Genomic DNA, 15,404 nt, shown 5'->3' with positions numbered 1-15,404 from the left:
CTTAGCCCGAAATAGCCAGTCGCGCCTTCGCCTCCAGCCATTCCGCCATCTGCCGGTAAGGCACCGGGCCGTGACTGATGCGGGCGACACCCAGTTCCGCCAGCCGCTGGCGCGGCGGCACATGCGCCAGCGCAATGATGTTGACCGGCAACGCAATTGCCTTGCAGAGCGTCTCGATCAGGCCTTCGTCGCCAAGGCCCGGCGCAAAGAAGCCGTGCGCGCCGGCTTTTTCGAAGGCCTGTGCGCGCTCGATGGCCTGGTCGAGCAGAACGTCATCATGCGCATCCGGTTTCGCCTTGAGGAAGATGTCGGTTCGAGCGTTGATGAACGCCGGTATGCCGGAAGCCTTGACGGCCGCCGCCGCGGCTTCGATGCGCTTTGCCTGCACGGAAATGTCATGCAGGCCGCTGCCACCGACAATCTGATCCTCGAAATTGAAACCGATAGCGCCGGCCCGCAGCGCCAACGTCACCGTGCGAGCGACGATTTCCGGGTCAACGCCGTAGCCGCCCTCGAGGTCCATGGTCACCGGCAGGTCGACCGACCCGACGATGCGCTTGATGTTGTCGAGCGCCAGTTCCAGCGGGATTTTCTCGCCATCGGCGTAGCCGAACGCGGCCGCGACCGGCCAGCTTCCGGTGGCGATCGCCTTGGCACCCGCTTTCTCGATGATCTTGGCCGAACCCGGATCCCAGGCATTGTAGAGGACGACCGGGTTGCCCTTGACGTGGAGGGAATGAAACGTCCGCGCGCGCTCGATCTGCTCGGTCATGGTTGTTTTCCCGTCTTCCTGCTGTTGGATGAGCACTCTAAGCGGCACTGTCGGCTCTGGCGATGTGCCATGAGCCTGAGAAGCGGCGGCCAACGAACAGACTTTCAAACCTGTTGCGCATCCCTCTTTTCGCAGCTATGGATTTCGCCATGAATATGCGTTCGATCAAGACCATTTGGTGGTGGGCCTGCTGACAGCGGCCTGTTCGAACACGTGCGCGTGAATAGAGAGGGTGGCCGCAACGGAAAGTCCGGGCGGCCATTTGTTTTTTCCAAGCCATTCCCGGGTCCGTTGCCCCAAGAAGCTGATGGAGACGGCAATGACGATGAAGGTTCTGGAAAACGGCGCGGAAAGTTTCGTGACCGCGGGTGGCATCACCATCACCCGCGCGCGCCACGACCGGCCGTATGCGGGCGCGATCGACGCTTACGTCGACGGCCTGAATTCGCGCCGCGGCGCGGTGTTTTCCTCCAACTATGAATATCCCGGCCGCTACACGCGCTGGGACACCGCCATCATCGACCCGCCTCTGGTTGTCTCCGCGCGCGGCCGCGCCATGCGTATCGAGGCGCTCAACGGCCGTGGCGAGGTGTTGTTGCCGGTCATCGGCAAGGCGCTGGATAGCCTGGCCGATATCACCATCGCCGAGACATCGAAAAGGCTCATCCGTCTCGACGTCGCCAAGCCCGGCCGTGTCTTCACGGAAGAAGAGCGCAGCCGTGTTCCTTCGGTGTTCACCGTACTGCGCGCCATCACCGCTCTGTTCAAGACCGAGGAAGACGCCAATCTTGGTCTCTACGGCGCTTTCGGCTACGACCTCGCCTTCCAGTTCGACCCGGTCGACTACAAGCTCGAACGCAAGCCAAGCCAGCGCGACCTGGTGCTGTTCCTGCCTGACGAGATCCTGGTCGTCGACCATTATTCGGCCAAGGCATGGACCGACCGCTACGACTATGCCGGCGAGGGTTTTTCGACCGAAGGGCTGCCGCGCGACGAAATCTCCGAGCCGTTCAAGAGCCCCGACCGCATCCCGCCGCGCGGCGACCATGAACCCGGCGAGTATGCCGACCTGGTGCGCAAGGCGATGGATTCGTTCAAGCGCGGCGACCTGTTCGAGGTCGTGCCGGGCCAGATGTTCTACGAGCGCTGCGAGACGCAGCCGTCCGAGATTTCGCGCAAGCTGAAGGCCATCAATCCGTCGCCCTATTCCTTCTTCATCAATCTGGGCGAAGGTGAATATCTGATCGGCGCCTCGCCGGAAATGTTCGTGCGCGTCAACGGCCGCCGCGTCGAGACCTGCCCGATCTCGGGCACCATCAAGCGCGGCGACGACGCAATTTCCGACTCAGAGCAGATCCTGAAACTGCTCAACTCGAAGAAAGATGAATCCGAGCTGACCATGTGCTCGGATGTCGACCGCAACGACAAGTCGCGGGTCTGCGAGCCGGGTTCGGTGCGCGTCATCGGCCGGCGCCAGATCGAGATGTATTCGCGCCTGATCCATACGGTCGACCACATCGAAGGCAGGCTGCGCGAAGGCATGGATGCCTTCGATGCCTTCCTGTCGCATGCCTGGGCGGTCACCGTCACCGGCGCGCCGAAGCTATGGGCCATGCGCTTTATCGAGCAGAACGAGAAGAGCCCGCGCGCCTGGTATGGCGGCGCGATCGGCATGGTCAATTTCAACGGCGACATGAACACCGGCCTGACGCTCCGCACCATCCGTATCAAGGACGGCATTGCCGAAGTGCGCGCCGGCGCCACATTGCTGTTCGACAGCATTCCCGAGGAAGAAGAAGCCGAAACCGAACTGAAGGCATCCGCCATGCTCTCCGCCATCCGCGACGCCAAGACAGGCAATTCCGCCAGCACCGAGCGCACCACCGCGCGCGTCGGCGACGGCGTCAACATCCTGCTGGTCGACCACGAGGACAGTTTCGTCCACACGCTGGCCAATTATTTTCGCCAGACCGGCGCCAACGTCTCGACCGTTCGCTCGCCGGTGCCTGAGGAAGTCTTCGACCGGCTGAAACCCGACCTCGTCGTGCTGTCGCCCGGCCCCGGCACGCCGAAGGACTTCGATTGCGCCGCAACCATCAAGAAGGCGCGCGCCCGCGAACTGCCGATCTTCGGCGTCTGCCTTGGCCTGCAGGCATTGGCCGAGGCCTATGGCGGCGAACTGCGGCAGCTGCACATACCGATGCACGGCAAGCCGTCGCGCATCCGCGTCTCCAAGCCCGGCATCATCTTCTCCGGCCTGCCCAAGGAAGTCACCGTCGGCCGCTACCACTCGATCTTTGCCGATCCGGTGCGGCTGCCCGACGATTTCATCGTCACGGCCGAGACCGAGGACGGCGTCATCATGGCCTTCGAGCACCGCAAGGAGCCGATCGCCGCAGTGCAATTCCACCCGGAATCGATCATGACGCTCGGGCACAATGCCGGCATGCGCATCATCGAGAACATCGTCGCCCACCTGCCGCGCAAGGCCAAGGAAAAGGCCGCCTGACGATCATGGCCGAAGCCGAGAACACGATGGCGATCGCGGCCAAGGCGGCCGCGAAGCGCAAGGTCGCGAACCTCGCCTTCTGGTCGATTATCGTCGCCTTTGTCGTGCTCGCGCTGAAAGCTGCCGCCTGGTACGTCACCGGCTCAGTCGCACTCTATTCGGACGCACTGGAATCGATCGTCAACGTCATCGCCTCGGTCGCCGCCTTCTGGGCGATCCAGATCAGCCACAAGCCGGCCGACCAGGATCATCCCTTCGGCCATCACAAGGCCGAGTATTTCTCGGCAGTGCTGGAAGGCGTGTTGATCGTGCTTGCCGCGCTATTGATCCTCAACGAGGTCTGGCGCTCCTGGCAGACTCCGTCACCCTTGGAACAGCCTTGGGAAGGTCTTGCGGTCAACGGCGTTGCCACGATTATCAACGCCTTCTGGGCCTGGACGCTGATCCGCGCCGGCAGGGCGGAGAAATCACCGGCACTGGTCGCCGACGGCAACCACATCATGACCGACGTGGTGACCTCGATCGGGGTCTTCGGCGGCCTGGTCGGGGCGATCCTGACCGGCTGGCAGATCCTCGACCCCGCACTTGCCGTCCTCGTGGCGCTGAACATCTTGTGGCAGGGCTGGCATGTCATCGGCTCGTCGATGAACGGGCTGATGGACCGCGCCGTCGACACCCAGGAGCACATGCGCATCCGCGACGTCATCTCGGCTAACTGCAAGGGCGCGCTTGAAGTGCACGACCTCAAGACGCGCATCGCCGGCCGCGCCACCTTCATCGAGTTTCATCTGGTCGTCGACGCAGACATGTCGGTCGGCGCCAGCCATGTCATCTGCGACCGCATCGAGGACGCGCTGAAGGCCGAAATCCCCTCGGTGCGCGTCACCATCCACGTCGAGCCCGACGACGAGGCCAAGCTGCCCAAGGGCACGACGGCCGTGCCGTTCGCATGAGGCGGTTCACCAGGTCTCGATTGAGAGATCTTTGATCCGCTCGAATTCCCGGACATTACGGGTCATCAGCGTAAGGTTCCGAGCGCGCGCTTGCCCACCGATCAACGCATCGTAGGGACCGATCGGAGTTCCTAACGTCGCAAGCGTTGCCCGAATCTCCCCAGCATGTCTTGCGTCTTCTCGGTCGAATTCGAGCACCGGGAACTGCAGAGCTTCGATGCGCGCCAAATTTTCAGCCCTTCGCTGGCTCTTTTCAGCACCATAGTGCAGTTCGTGCGCGACGATCGCAGAGAGGGCAAAGTCCTGCGGCCTGTGCCGTTTTAGCAGCGCCAACAGACCCGCGTCGCCCTTGATGACCGCGATGACGGCATTGGTGTCGAGCAGGTAGATCACTTGAAAACGTCATCCAAGGCAGGTCGATCCTGCCCGTCTTGACGTTCGAGCGCCGCCTCGGCGAAATCGTTATCAAGCGGTCCGATCACTTGGTCTAGCCACGCCCAGTCCTGCGCAAGCGGTTCCAGAATGACGGTTTGCCCGTGACGGCGGATCGAAACCTCATCTGTTTCGAAACGGAACTCCTTGGGCAGACGCACAGCTTGTGACCGGCCCGACCAGAACACTTTCGCCTTGTCCATCACGCTATCCTCAAATGAGATATAGCAAAGATATATCCCTTCATGGCGACGTAGACAAGTCCGAGCTCAGGGCGAGCAGGCCGATTGCGGCATTGGCTTCAGCCGATAGACCTTGTCGTCGGATTTCGTCTTTCCGGCGTCCGCCTTCGAACACAGGTCGACGATTGCAAGCGCGCTGTTTGGGTTGGCCAGCATCATCGTGCCGTTGGCGCCACGCTTGAGGAAAATCTCCTTCTGCGCGATGTCGCAGGAGAAATCGCTCATCTTCGTGCTGGCCGCGCAGCGCCACTGGTCGGCTTCGCCCTGGCAGGAATAGGTCTGCGTCACCTTGGCCGATTTCTGCCGTGTGGTGACGGTAACGGCAATGTCGGCGCCGTCTGGCCAATTGGCGGTGTCACCGCCCGAGGCGAAGGACGCCAGTTCTACCTTGCCGCGGAAAACCCGGATCGACTGGGTGAGTTGATCGGGATGCGAGCCGAGATGCGCTGCATCGTAGTCGCGCCCGTAGCAGAACGCCTGGTCCGGCTTCAGCCGCTCGCGCAACGGAGCTCCGAGCGCAGCGGCGACTGGATCGATGCGCGCGAACTCCGCCTGGCAGGTCGCTGCCGGCATCGGGTCGAGGCGGAAATTGTCATCCTCCGAGCCGAGCGCCTGCCTGTCATATTCCGCTGCGCCAAGCTCCTCTTCTGATCCGACATCGAGATAGATGTCGGGCTGCAGATCCGAGAGGAACAGCCGACCCTTGTCATCGACCTTCAGCGACGCAAGCGTCCGGTCGCATTCCATGCCGCAATGGACCGGGCCCGTCTTGCCGTCCTCGGAAGCATGATTGCACCAGCCGCCGGCCCATTCAGGCGACTTGGCGCCGCGCACGGTGGTGGCGATGAAGGCATTGTAGGACGTGTCGGAATTCCCGGTCGGCTCCTCGTTCGGCCGGCTGACCGGATCATGGCCGTAGTAGAAGAAGATCCGCGCCACCTTCTGCTTCGGGTGCGCCTTGAGATGCGCCGCATCATAGACGCGGCCGAAACAGGCATCAGCGCCGTTCGGACTGAGTTCGGTAAGCTTCAGCGCATCGTCGGCGGAGGCCGATCCGGCAAGCGCGCCGAGCAGCACGGCGCAAAACCCGGCGCCGGCAACCGTCTTCCATTCCCCCAACCCAAACGCCCATTCCTTCAACGCCATGTGACCTCTCCTCCGCATCGAAAGGACGCAACGGCAATTTATGCTAGTATTGCGGCTGGAGTCACGCAATTCGCGGTCAGCCGCCAAGCGGAGGAGGATGCCATGCGCCGGCGCGATATGTTCCGCACGGTTCTTGCCGGAACCGGAACGCTTCTCGGTCTGCGGGCAGCACAGGCAGCCGCCACCGAGCCCACAAGGCAAAAAGTCGCCTACCACTTGAGCGACACCGACAAGGTCAATTTCGTGCTCGGCAACATCAAGAACCATTATGAAGGCACCGGCGGCAAGGTCGATATCGTGCTGGTCGTGCATGGTCCCGCGCTCGCGGCCTTCAAGTCGAAAGGCATATCGGCCGCGATTTCCGGGCGCTTCGCCGGCCTGGTGCAGCAGGGACTGGAACCCCACGCCTGCGCCAACACCATGCACGGCATGGACATCACACTCCCCGACCTGCTCGCCGGATTTCATGCAGCCGACAAGGGCGGCGTCGTCAAACTCGCCGAACTGCAAGGCCAGGGTTACGCCTATCTGCGTCCGTAGAGCGGTTTGTTTGACGCAAATCCCCCGGGGAAAGCGCTCACACTTTTCCTTGAATTGCTCCAAGGCTTGAACACCGGGGTGGCAAGGGCCTACGAAGGGCAGGCAGACATCCCGGAGGAAGAACCGTGCCAACCACCACACTCAGCATACCCGATCTTGCCGGCAAGGCAGTGCTGGTTACCGGTGCATCGACCGGCATCGGGGCGGCGCTCGCGCTGGCCTATGCAGCGCAGAAATGCAAGGTGGCGCTGCATTATAACTCGAGCCGCGACGCCGCCGAGAAGCTCGGCCTGACGATTGCCGACAAGGGCGGCGAGGTGTTTCTCGTCCAGGGCGATTTCTCCGTTGCCGCCGATGTCGAGCGCGTCGTCGAGGACAGTGCGCAATATTTCGGCCGCCTCGACGGGCTGGTCAACAATGCCGGCGGCATGCTCGGCCGCATCCCCTATGCCGAGCAGACCGAGGCGCATTACGATGCGGTGATGGACCTCAACGCCCGTTCGGTGCTGACTGCTTCGCGCAAGGCGATCCCGTGGCTGAAGAAACAGGGCGGCTTCATCGTCAACACCTCCTCGATCGCCGCCCGCAATGGTGCGGGCGGCGGCGCCGGGCTTTACGGCTCGGCCAAGGCTTTCGTCTCCAATGTGACGCGCGGCATGGCAAAGGAGCTGATCGGCTTCGGCATCCGCGTCAACGCGGTGGCGCCCGGCACCATTCTCACCCCGTTCCACGAGCGCTATTCGACCGACGAGCAGATCAAGGGCATGGTCGCCACCATTCCGCAGGGACGCGCCGGCACGGCGCAGGATTGCGTCGGCGCCTATCTGTTCCTCTCTTCCGACCTTCTCAGCGGCTACATCACCGGCCAGGTGATCGAGGTGAATGGCGGCCAGTTGATGCCTTGAACGGCTATCGGCATACTGGCGATCTGCACGCTCTTGTCGAAAACTTCAAAGGGAGACAACGGAATGTACGGACTGATCGGCAAGATGCGGGCGTCGCGCGGCCACCGCGACGCGGTCATGGATCTCCTGCGCGCCAGCACCGGCGCCCTGCCGGGCTGCCTGAGCTATATCATTGCCCGCGACCCCGCCGATGCCGACGCGATCTGGGTCACCGAAGTGTGGACCGACGCCGAAAGCCACAAGGCCTCGCTGCAGCTTCCCGAAGTCCAGGCGGCGATCGCCAAGGCGCGGCCGTTCATCGCCGGCTTTGAATTCCAAGTCGAGACCCACCCCGTCGGCGGCTTCGGCCTAGCCGACAGCAAGACGGGGTGAGTTCGATGCCAATTTTGAGGAGCAATCTTTGACGCAGACAGTAAACATTCGCGATGCGAAAGCTCATCTGTCGCGCCTTGTGAGACGTGCAGCCCAAGGCGAGTCGTTTGTTATTGCCAAAGCCGGCAAGCCGTTGGCCAGAATCGTGCCGATCGAACAGCCGGCGCTGCAGGCGCGACGGGTCGGTTTTATGGCCGGCCAGTTTTCCGTCCCCGACGATTTCGACCGCATGGGTCGCAATGAGATCGAGCAACGGTTCAACGCCGGCTTGTGAGACCTGTTACTCGACACCTGGGCGGGTGAGACAATCATTTTTCTGTGAATCGCGGTTCGCATTTTTCGCCCTGCGGGTCTAAGAGCGAAACATGGATTCCTCGGCCGAGCAGCCCTCCCCGGACCTGCCCACACTCGAGCGCATGGCGCGGATGCGCAAGCTCTGGCAGTGGCTTGCCCTGCTGGTTGTTTCCTTGCTGTTTGCCGGCGCGCTGGAACTCGCCGCCCTGCCGGCGGCGCTGCTGATCGGGCCGATGCTGGCCGCCATCGTCGCCGGCACCAATGGCGCCACGGTGCGCGTGCCGCGTCTTCTGTTCGGCGCCGCCCAGGCGATCGTCGGCTGCCTCGTCGCGGCGTCGATCTCGGCCGACATCTTTCCGGTCTTCTACAAGGAATGGCCGCTGTTTCTTGGCGTCGTGGTGGCGACCGTCACAGCCTCCAGCCTGCTCGGCTGGCTGATCAGCCGCTGGCGCATCCTGCCCGGCACCACCGCCGTCTGGGGCTCGTCGCCGGGTGCGGCCACCGCCATGGTGCTGATGGCGGGTGCCTTCGGCGCCGACCAGCGCCTCGTCGCTTTCATGCAATATCTGCGCGTCATCTTCGTCTCGATGACGGCGGCACTCGTTGCCAAGATGTGGGTCGACACGTCTGATGTCGAGATCCCCGCCATCGTCTGGTTTCCGCCGATCGATGCCCAAGCCTTCGCCGCCACCATCGGCATCGCGGTCGTAGGCGGCCTGGGGGGAAAGTTGTGCCGACTGCCCTCGCCCTTCTTCCTCGGCACCTTCATCTTCGGCACCGTCGTCCATCTCGGCTTGGGCGTGGAAATGCAATTGCCGCAATGGCTGCTGGCCGTCAGCTACGCCATGGTCGGCTGGTCGATCGGCCTGAACTTCACAAGGGCGATCCTGCGCCATGCGGCGCGCGCCTTGCCGCAGATCATCGCCTCGATCGTGGGCTTGATCGCCTTTTGCGGCGGCCTTGCCTTCATGATCAGCCATCTCCTGGGCATCGATCCGCTGACCGCCTATCTGGCGACCAGCCCCGGCGGCATGGACAGCATCGCCATCATCGCTGCAGCAGCGCAGAACGTCGACATCTCTTTCGTCATGGCCCTGCAATCAGCACGCTTCCTGATCGTGCTGCTGATCGGCCCGAGCGTTGCGCGGCTGGTGGCGAGAAGCGTCAGGCAATAGGCAGCGGCTAGTCCTCGCCGCCCTCGCCCACGCTGTGCGCGTCCCGGCGCCAGTAGGCCGTAACCAGGTGGCGGTCGCGCGGCAGGCCCCACTGTTTACGCACGATCTTGCGGATCTCCCAGAAGTCACCGAATTCGCAACTGGCCCAGACGTACAGGCCGTCGGCAAGCGCCATCTGATTGCGCTCACGCAAGGCGGTCGACAACAGGCCCGCGGTGCCGGCCTCGCGGCCGTGCCGGTAAAGCCAGGTGATGTCGATATTATCCCCTTGCGCCAGCGCCATCCGGTCGTCCGGCCCATCGATCTCGATCAGCGCCTCAGCGCGTGTTGACGGCGGCAGATCTTCCAGAATCCTGCCTATGGCGGGAAGTGCTGTGTCGTCGCCGAGCAGAAGCAAGGTCTGCGCCACCGGAGCGTCGCCGCCACCGGGTCCGATCATGCCGATGACATCTCCCGCCTGTGCATTTTGCGCGAAGCTGGCGGCGGGCGTCTCCTGGCCGGAGTGCAGCACGAAATCGACATCGAGCCAGCCGCTTGCGGCATCCAGCGCCCGGATCGTGTAGACCCGCACGGCAAGCGCATCGTCGCCCGAAGGCCAGACAATCAAGCCATCGGCACCCATCGACGGCCAGAGCGGCTGGCGGCCAGCCGGCGGCAGCAGCAGCCGTATGTGCAGGCCGCCATGGCTAAACCGGCCGAGATCCTTACCGGCGAAGCGCAGACGCTGCATATGCGCCGAGATCCGCGTCGACGACATCACCGTGATCTCGCGGAAGAAGACCGGCATGCCGGCGTCAATGCCGTCGCCTTGCCAATGGATGCCCCTAGTCGTGCCGAGATGTTCGGCGACATGGCCGGCAACCGTCATCTTCATGTAGGACAGGCAGGTTTCGTCGGACGCCGCGACGCGGATCAGTACGCTTTCATCATCGAGCGTGGCGCTCAACGAACCATAATAGAGGCGAAGCTCCCATTGGTCGGCGACGCCGGTGTCGATCTCGAATTCGCTGTGCTCGGCGCGCAGCCGGTCCATCACCGACCTGATCGCCGCGTCGCTGATCCGGGTTTGCGCGCTCAATTGGTCCATCATTCAAGTCCTTTGCAACAGTTCGGGGCAAGCGCCGCAGCGCCACCGCGGTCAGCGGCATGCCACAGCCGCTCAAGCGCTTCCACACAAACATGACTATCACAGTCATATTATGCGATGAACGCCTAGCGCGCCGCAAGGCGATCGGGAAGGAAATCGACGAACACGCGCACCTTCGGCGACAAATGGCGGTTGGAAGGCCACAGCATCCGGAACTGGCCACGGCCGTCGACATGACCGTCGAGAACGGTACGCAGCCTGTCTTCGTGCAGCGCCTCACGCACCAGGAAATCCGGCATGCAGGCGATGCCGAGGCCGGCGATCGTGGCGCCCTTCAATGCTTCCATGTTGTTGCAGGTCAGCATCGAACGGATCTGCGGTTCAGCGCTTCCGGTTATGAACGGCCACTCCAGCAGCCTGCCGCTGTTGAGGAAGCGGAAGTTTATGCCGAAATGCCTGATGAGATCCGCCGGCTCGCCGGGTGTGCCATGGCGCTCGAGGTAGGAGGGCGCCGCGCACAGCAGCATGCGGAAGGGCGCAACGGGTCTCGACACGAGGCGCGAATCAGGCAGCTCGCCGCTGCGGATCGCGACATCGATGCCCTCGTCGATGACGTCGACGATCCGGTCGTTGAAATCGATGTCGAGTTCGATCTCGGGATAGCGGGCCATGAACTCCGACAGCACCGGCAGCAACAGATGATAGGTGACGATCGGGGTGGATATGCGCAGCCGCCCACGCGGTGTTTCCCGTGTCCGCGACAGCATCGCCTCGGCATCGTCGATGTCGTCGAGGATGCGGCGCACCCGCTCGTTGAACAGCTTGCCCTCTTCCGTCAGGCCAATGCGCCGCGTGCTGCGCTGCAGGAGCCGCACGCCGAGTTCCTGCTCGAGCCGGGCGACACTTTTGCCGACAGCGGAAGCCGAGATGCCAAGCGCCCGTCCGGCAGCGACGAAATTGCCGAATTCGGCGGTGCGGGCAAAGGCCAGGAGCCCGTTGAGACGATCCATCGTGTCATTCCATTCGAGCGTTTCAGTCCGATATACCAGGAAATATAACACTACTCTTCCTGAAATGCCGACGACCTATCTTGTCATCACGACCGGCTCCGCAATCGCGGCCCACCGGCGAGTGCTGTTTCAGATAGGAAAATCCATGACTTCCAGGACCACAACCGGCTCTGCCGAGAGATGGCTCGTGCTCTTGTCCGTGTGCCTTGCCGCGATGACGATGCCATTGACCTTCACCGGTCCGGCCGTCGCTCTGTCGCGCATCGCGGCCGATCTCGGTGGCAGTCCCATCGAGCTCAACTGGGTGACCAACGCCTTCATGCTGACCTTCGGCGCCACCCTGATGGCGTCGGGCGCCCTGGCCGACAACCACGGCCGCAAGCGCCTCTTCCTCGTCGGCCTCTCCCTCTATATCCTGGCATCACTAGGCGCGATGCTGGCGCCGGACATCATCTGGTTCGACATCTTCCGGGCCGTGCAGGGGATCGGCAGTGCGGCCGCCTTCGCTGGCGGCGCCTCGGCACTCGCCCAGGAATTCGAAGGGCCATTGAGGCTGCGCGCCTTCAGCTTCCTCGGCACCAGTTTCGGCATCGGCCTCGCCTTCGGCCCGATCGCGTCGGGCCTGCTCATCTCCGCATTCGGCTGGCGGTCGATCTTTCTTCTGGTTGCGGCACTCGCGATTGCCGCCGCCATGCTCGGCCTGCGCACCATCAGGGAATCGCGCGACCCGGATGCGACGGGCCTCGACTGGGCGGGAGCCGGCACCTTCACGATCGCGCTGGCGTCGCTGACCTATGGCGTGCTCCAGGCGCCGCAGAGCGGCTGGGCTGATCCCCTCGTCGTCACGCTTCTGGCCGCTTCTATCATCTGTTTTGTCGCCTTCGTCGTTGTCGAGCGGCAAGCACAACGGCCGATGCTCGATCTCACGCTGTTTGCCTACCCCCGCTTCGTCGGCGTCCAGTTCCTGGCTGCGGCACCCGCTTACGCCTTCGTCGTCCTGCTCGTCCTGTTGCCGATCCGTTTCATCGGCATCGAAGGGATGAACGAGATCAAGGCCGGGCAATTGATGATCTGCCTCTCAGGTCCGCTGCTGATCCTGCCGATGCTCGCCGGCCAGCTGGCGCGCTGGATCGCACCGGCCACCATCTGCGGCGTCGGCCTACTCGTCGCTGCCGCCGGGCTTGTCTGGCTGAGCCTGACACCACCGGTCGATAGTGCGCTGATGGCGCCGCTGATGCTGATCGGCGTCGGCGTCGCTCTGCCCTGGGGATTGATGGACGGGCTTGCGGTCAGCGTCGTGCCAAGGGAGCGCGCCGGCATGGCGGTCGGCATCTTCAACACCACCCGCGTCGCCTGCGAGGGTGTGGCGCTGGCGATCGTCATGGCGACGCTTTCCGGCTTTGCCGCCGCGCAGCTCGCCGCACAAGGAATGGCATCTTCGACGGACGCAGCGGCGGCAGCCCAGTTGCTGGTGACCGGCAATCTCGGCGAAGCAGCACAACATCTGCCCCAAGCCGGAGCCATTGTTCTGGTCCAGGCCTACGAGACGGCGTTCGACAGGCTGCTGATCGTGTTGGCGGCGATCACCGTCGTCACCGCCCTTGTCGTCTTCCTTGGCCTGCGTCGCGTATCGGCTTCGGAGCGCGAAACCGCCGCCCTGCCGGCATGCCAGGAAGGGTAGCCGTCAGCGGACGGGCCTCGCTATCAATCCAGCCTGTGCATCAGGTCCTCATCCAGCCAACGGCCGAAGAAATAGACCAGTTGCTTGTGCCACCACGGCCAGTCGTGGCTGACATCGCCGCCCCAGTAATCGACCCAGGCGGGAATGGATTTGTCGCGCAGGATCTGTTCCAACCTGCGCGTCTCGACCAGCATCCGCTCTTCCCACGCGCCCTGCCCGCAGCAGAAGATCAGCCTGAGCGTCTTCAGCCGGGCCAGCAGTTTGGGATCGACGATGCCGGGCAGATAGTCGAGCGGCGAGTTGTAGAAAATGTCGCCCTCGAGCGCCCTGCCGAAAAAATCGCGGGCCGAATAGACGCCCGACAGCGCGATGACGCCGCTGGCGAGTTCGGGAAAGCGGAAGACGAAGTTCGAGGAGTGATAGCCGCCCATCGAACAGCCCGAGAACAGCGGCTTCAGCTTGCGCCCGCCATTGGCCTGCTCGGCCGTGGTCAGGAAGTCCGGCAGCGCTTCCTCGCGCACATAGCGGAAATAGGCCTCGTGGCGGGCAATGCGATGGGCCGCGTCGGCATGCTTGTCGAAGAAGGATTCCGAATCGACGCCGTCGACCGTGAACAGCTGGATGCGGCCGGTGTCGATGAATTCGGCCAGTGCGCCCACCCCGCCGGAATCCTCGAACTGGTAGAACCGGCCCTGCGAGGTCGGAAACACCACCACCGGCCGGCCGGCATGGCCGTAGCGCTTGTATTCCATGTCGCGGCCGAGTTGGCTCGAGAAATTCTTATGATAGGAAATGTCCATTGCCTCACGCCTTTTCCGCGTGGATGTACGCGACCGCTTCGCGCAGCGCTGCTTCGTCTTTCGAGCGCATCTGGTAGGCGTAATTTCCCATGGCGCGGCTGAAAACCTCTTCGATGGCCTGATGATGGACGATCTTGTCGCGGTGCGCGGCTAGCACGTCCTCATGGCTGTGCAAATAGTGGAGGCGTCGCTTGCGGCTGGCATAGGCGGTGAAATATTTGCCCTCGTAAGGGCCGCCGGCGGCATCCCTGACCACCATGTCGGCCCACGCCGCATAGACATCGATGTCGAACGTATAGTTGATCGCATCGGTCATCCAGGCGCCGGGCGGGCGCATGTTGACCTCCAGCGCGATGACACGGTCGTCCTTGGTCTCGAACAGCTCGATGTGGAAGAAGCGTTCACGCACGTCGAATGCTTTCAGGATCTTTCGACCGGCCTCCTCGACCGCCGGGTTGATCCTGGGAAAGCAGGTATAGCTCATGTGGCGGTCCTTGTTGACCACCTCCATGACGCTCTGGTCGTAGCGGTGGCTGGCCGCCAGCACCACCTCGCCGTCGCGGTTGACCAGCCCGTCATAGGTCACCACCAGCCCCTCGATGAACTGCTCCATGACGAAGGTCACGTCCTCGGGCTTGTCCCGGAAGAACTGGTCGAGCTCCTTGGCGTTGGAGATCTTGAAGGTATTCGATGCGCCGGAACCGCTGTCGGGCTTGACCACCACCGGATAGCCAACGCGCCGGATGAAGGTCATGGCCCCGGCGCGGTCGGAACATTTGCGCTGCGCGATGGTGTCGACGCCGCTCTTGCGGAAGAAGGCACGCATGCGGCTCTTGCGCTTCAGGTTCTTCACGAAATCGAGCTTGGTGCCGTAGATGTTGAAATCGGTGCGGATGTTGGCTTCCAGCTCCAGCCAGTGTTCGTTGAGCGATTCAAAGCGGTCGATGCGGCCCCACTTGTGGATGAAATGCCCCATTGCCCGGAACACCGGATCGTAGTCCTCCATGTCGGCGACACGGTAGTACTCGCTGAGCGCCGCCTTCAGCTTGGCATCGAGCGCGTCATAGGGCGCGTCGCCGATACCGAGCACCCTGGCCCCGGCCTTCTTCAAACGGTCGCAGAAATCCGCGCCATTGGCGGGAAAATGCGGCGAGAAGAACACGAAATTCATGGACGACCCCTCCCGGCGACTGGACATCGCAACCCGTCGCCCAAGTCTGGCGCATTTGCCGCGCCTGGGGAAGAGCACGCGCGTCGGGGTGCCGCCCGTCTCAACCAGCCGGCAGACAAATCGGACAACTCATCTGCTGCCTAATCCGGACGACTGCTTACGACACGGCCTGCCGAACTCAGCTGAACAAAGGCCTGGCGGCGGCAGTCAGTTCGGCGTGTTGGCAGCTTTTGTGCCGAAAGTTTTTTAATGATAGGAATTTTTTCTTGACTCCCTGCCCTCAGCTAAGGTACATTTTCATCCATGGTGCTGATT

General features: G+C 63.0%; 16 protein-coding genes. 8 read left to right on the top strand and 8 right to left on the bottom strand.

The window, feature by feature from the left end; genetic code table 11:
- Position 1: 1 nt before the first annotated feature.
- A complete protein-coding gene (locus tag EN955_RS17375; protein WP_024504525.1) occupies positions 2-772 on the bottom strand; it encodes an isocitrate lyase/phosphoenolpyruvate mutase family protein in 771 nt (256 codons plus the stop codon).
- Positions 773-1,091: 319 nt separating this feature from the next.
- On the opposite strand from EN955_RS17375, the gene EN955_RS17370 reads away from it, so the two are divergent.
- Positions 1,092-3,281: an anthranilate synthase gene (locus tag EN955_RS17370; RefSeq protein ID WP_024504524.1), complete on the top strand. Its 2,190-nt coding sequence runs from the start codon at positions 1,092-1,094 to the stop codon at positions 3,279-3,281.
- A gap of 5 nt (positions 3,282-3,286) precedes the next feature.
- On the top strand, positions 3,287-4,234 hold the full coding sequence (locus tag EN955_RS17365) for a cation diffusion facilitator family transporter (RefSeq protein WP_013529938.1): 948 nt from the start codon (positions 3,287-3,289) through the stop codon (positions 4,232-4,234).
- Positions 4,235-4,240: 6 nt separating this feature from the next.
- Here the strand turns inward: EN955_RS17365 and EN955_RS17360 are convergent, their stop codons facing one another.
- The 3 genes from EN955_RS17360 to EN955_RS17350 form a co-directional block, all read right to left on the bottom strand.
- Positions 4,241-4,627, bottom strand: a complete 387-nt coding sequence (locus tag EN955_RS17360) for a type II toxin-antitoxin system VapC family toxin (RefSeq protein WP_024504523.1) — start codon at positions 4,625-4,627, stop codon at positions 4,241-4,243.
- On the bottom strand, positions 4,624-4,869 hold the full coding sequence (gene vapB, locus EN955_RS17355) for a type II toxin-antitoxin system VapB family antitoxin (protein WP_023760667.1): 246 nt from the start codon (positions 4,867-4,869) through the stop codon (positions 4,624-4,626). The genes EN955_RS17360 and vapB overlap by 4 nt, the downstream gene beginning before the upstream one ends.
- Before the next feature lie 66 nt (positions 4,870-4,935).
- Positions 4,936-6,054 carry a hypothetical protein gene (locus EN955_RS17350; protein WP_024504522.1) on the bottom strand — a complete coding sequence of 373 codons (1,119 nt, stop codon included), beginning with the start codon at positions 6,052-6,054 and terminating at the stop codon, positions 4,936-4,938.
- Between the two features lie 102 nt (positions 6,055-6,156).
- Here EN955_RS17350 and EN955_RS17345 point away from each other — a divergent pair, with 102 nt between their 5' ends.
- The 5 genes from EN955_RS17345 (at position 6,157) to EN955_RS17325 (ending at position 9,340) form a co-directional block, all read left to right on the top strand.
- Complete coding sequence (locus tag EN955_RS17345) at positions 6,157-6,594, top strand: DsrE family protein (RefSeq protein ID WP_013529935.1); 438 nt, start codon at positions 6,157-6,159, stop codon at positions 6,592-6,594.
- A 125-nt stretch (positions 6,595-6,719) separates the two neighbouring features.
- Complete coding sequence (locus tag EN955_RS17340; protein ID WP_024504521.1) at positions 6,720-7,499, top strand: SDR family oxidoreductase; 780 nt, start codon at positions 6,720-6,722, stop codon at positions 7,497-7,499.
- Positions 7,500-7,562: 63 nt separating this feature from the next.
- The gene (locus EN955_RS17335) at positions 7,563-7,871 is read left to right on the top strand and encodes a putative quinol monooxygenase (RefSeq protein WP_024504520.1); all 309 of its coding nucleotides are present in this window, start codon (positions 7,563-7,565) and stop codon (positions 7,869-7,871) included.
- A gap of 28 nt (positions 7,872-7,899) precedes the next feature.
- Positions 7,900-8,145, top strand: coding sequence for a type II toxin-antitoxin system Phd/YefM family antitoxin (locus EN955_RS17330; protein ID WP_024504519.1), 246 nt, complete (start codon positions 7,900-7,902; stop codon positions 8,143-8,145).
- 91 nt (positions 8,146-8,236) lie between these two features.
- Positions 8,237-9,340 carry an AbrB family transcriptional regulator gene (locus tag EN955_RS17325; RefSeq protein ID WP_024504518.1) on the top strand — a complete coding sequence of 368 codons (1,104 nt, stop codon included), beginning with the start codon at positions 8,237-8,239 and terminating at the stop codon, positions 9,338-9,340.
- 7 nt (positions 9,341-9,347) lie between these two features.
- On the opposite strand, the gene EN955_RS17320 is transcribed toward EN955_RS17325, so the two are convergent.
- Together EN955_RS17320 and EN955_RS17315 are read right to left on the bottom strand one after the other, a co-directional pair.
- Positions 9,348-10,427, bottom strand: coding sequence for a siderophore-interacting protein (locus tag EN955_RS17320; protein WP_024504517.1), 1,080 nt, complete (start codon positions 10,425-10,427; stop codon positions 9,348-9,350).
- A 125-nt stretch (positions 10,428-10,552) separates the two neighbouring features.
- Positions 10,553-11,437, bottom strand: a complete 885-nt coding sequence (locus tag EN955_RS17315) for a LysR family transcriptional regulator (protein WP_013529929.1) — start codon at positions 11,435-11,437, stop codon at positions 10,553-10,555.
- A gap of 145 nt (positions 11,438-11,582) precedes the next feature.
- Here EN955_RS17315 and EN955_RS17310 point away from each other — a divergent pair, with 145 nt between their 5' ends.
- On the top strand, positions 11,583-13,118 hold the full coding sequence (locus tag EN955_RS17310) for an MFS transporter (protein ID WP_024504516.1): 1,536 nt from the start codon (positions 11,583-11,585) through the stop codon (positions 13,116-13,118).
- A gap of 23 nt (positions 13,119-13,141) precedes the next feature.
- On the opposite strand, the gene EN955_RS17305 is transcribed toward EN955_RS17310, so the two are convergent.
- Entirely contained in the window at positions 13,142-13,918 is a 777-nt protein-coding gene (locus tag EN955_RS17305) for an esterase family protein (RefSeq protein ID WP_024504515.1), read from the bottom strand.
- 4 nt (positions 13,919-13,922) lie between these two features.
- A complete protein-coding gene (locus EN955_RS17300; RefSeq protein ID WP_024504514.1) occupies positions 13,923-15,089 on the bottom strand; it encodes an ATP-grasp domain-containing protein in 1,167 nt (388 codons plus the stop codon).
- Positions 15,090-15,404 lie beyond the last annotated feature (315 nt).

Source organism: Mesorhizobium sp. M7A.F.Ca.CA.001.04.2.1, from assembly GCF_003998485.1.
In the GTDB taxonomy this organism is placed as follows: Bacteria; Pseudomonadota; Alphaproteobacteria; order Rhizobiales; family Rhizobiaceae; genus Mesorhizobium; species Mesorhizobium ciceri.
Note: the sequence above shows the minus strand (reverse complement) of the source record. Positions and strands in the feature narration are given on the sequence as shown.

Coding starts and splice junctions, on each gene's coding strand:
- EN955_RS17375 (WP_024504525.1), bottom strand. CDS start 772: ATGACCGAGCAGATCGAGCGCGCGCGGACGTTTCATTCCCTCCACGTC.
- EN955_RS17370 (WP_024504524.1), top strand. CDS start 1,092: ATGACGATGAAGGTTCTGGAAAACGGCGCGGAAAGTTTCGTGACCGCG.
- EN955_RS17365 (WP_013529938.1), top strand. CDS start 3,287: ATGGCCGAAGCCGAGAACACGATGGCGATCGCGGCCAAGGCGGCCGCG.
- vapB (WP_023760667.1), bottom strand. CDS start 4,869: ATGGACAAGGCGAAAGTGTTCTGGTCGGGCCGGTCACAAGCTGTGCGT.
- EN955_RS17350 (WP_024504522.1), bottom strand. CDS start 6,054: ATGGCGTTGAAGGAATGGGCGTTTGGGTTGGGGGAATGGAAGACGGTT.
- EN955_RS17345 (WP_013529935.1), top strand. CDS start 6,157: ATGCGCCGGCGCGATATGTTCCGCACGGTTCTTGCCGGAACCGGAACG.
- EN955_RS17335 (WP_024504520.1), top strand. CDS start 7,563: ATGTACGGACTGATCGGCAAGATGCGGGCGTCGCGCGGCCACCGCGAC.
- EN955_RS17325 (WP_024504518.1), top strand. CDS start 8,237: ATGGATTCCTCGGCCGAGCAGCCCTCCCCGGACCTGCCCACACTCGAG.
- EN955_RS17320 (WP_024504517.1), bottom strand. CDS start 10,427: ATGGACCAATTGAGCGCGCAAACCCGGATCAGCGACGCGGCGATCAGG.
- EN955_RS17315 (WP_013529929.1), bottom strand. CDS start 11,437: ATGGATCGTCTCAACGGGCTCCTGGCCTTTGCCCGCACCGCCGAATTC.
- EN955_RS17310 (WP_024504516.1), top strand. CDS start 11,583: ATGACTTCCAGGACCACAACCGGCTCTGCCGAGAGATGGCTCGTGCTC.
- EN955_RS17305 (WP_024504515.1), bottom strand. CDS start 13,918: ATGGACATTTCCTATCATAAGAATTTCTCGAGCCAACTCGGCCGCGAC.
- EN955_RS17300 (WP_024504514.1), bottom strand. CDS start 15,089: ATGAATTTCGTGTTCTTCTCGCCGCATTTTCCCGCCAATGGCGCGGAT.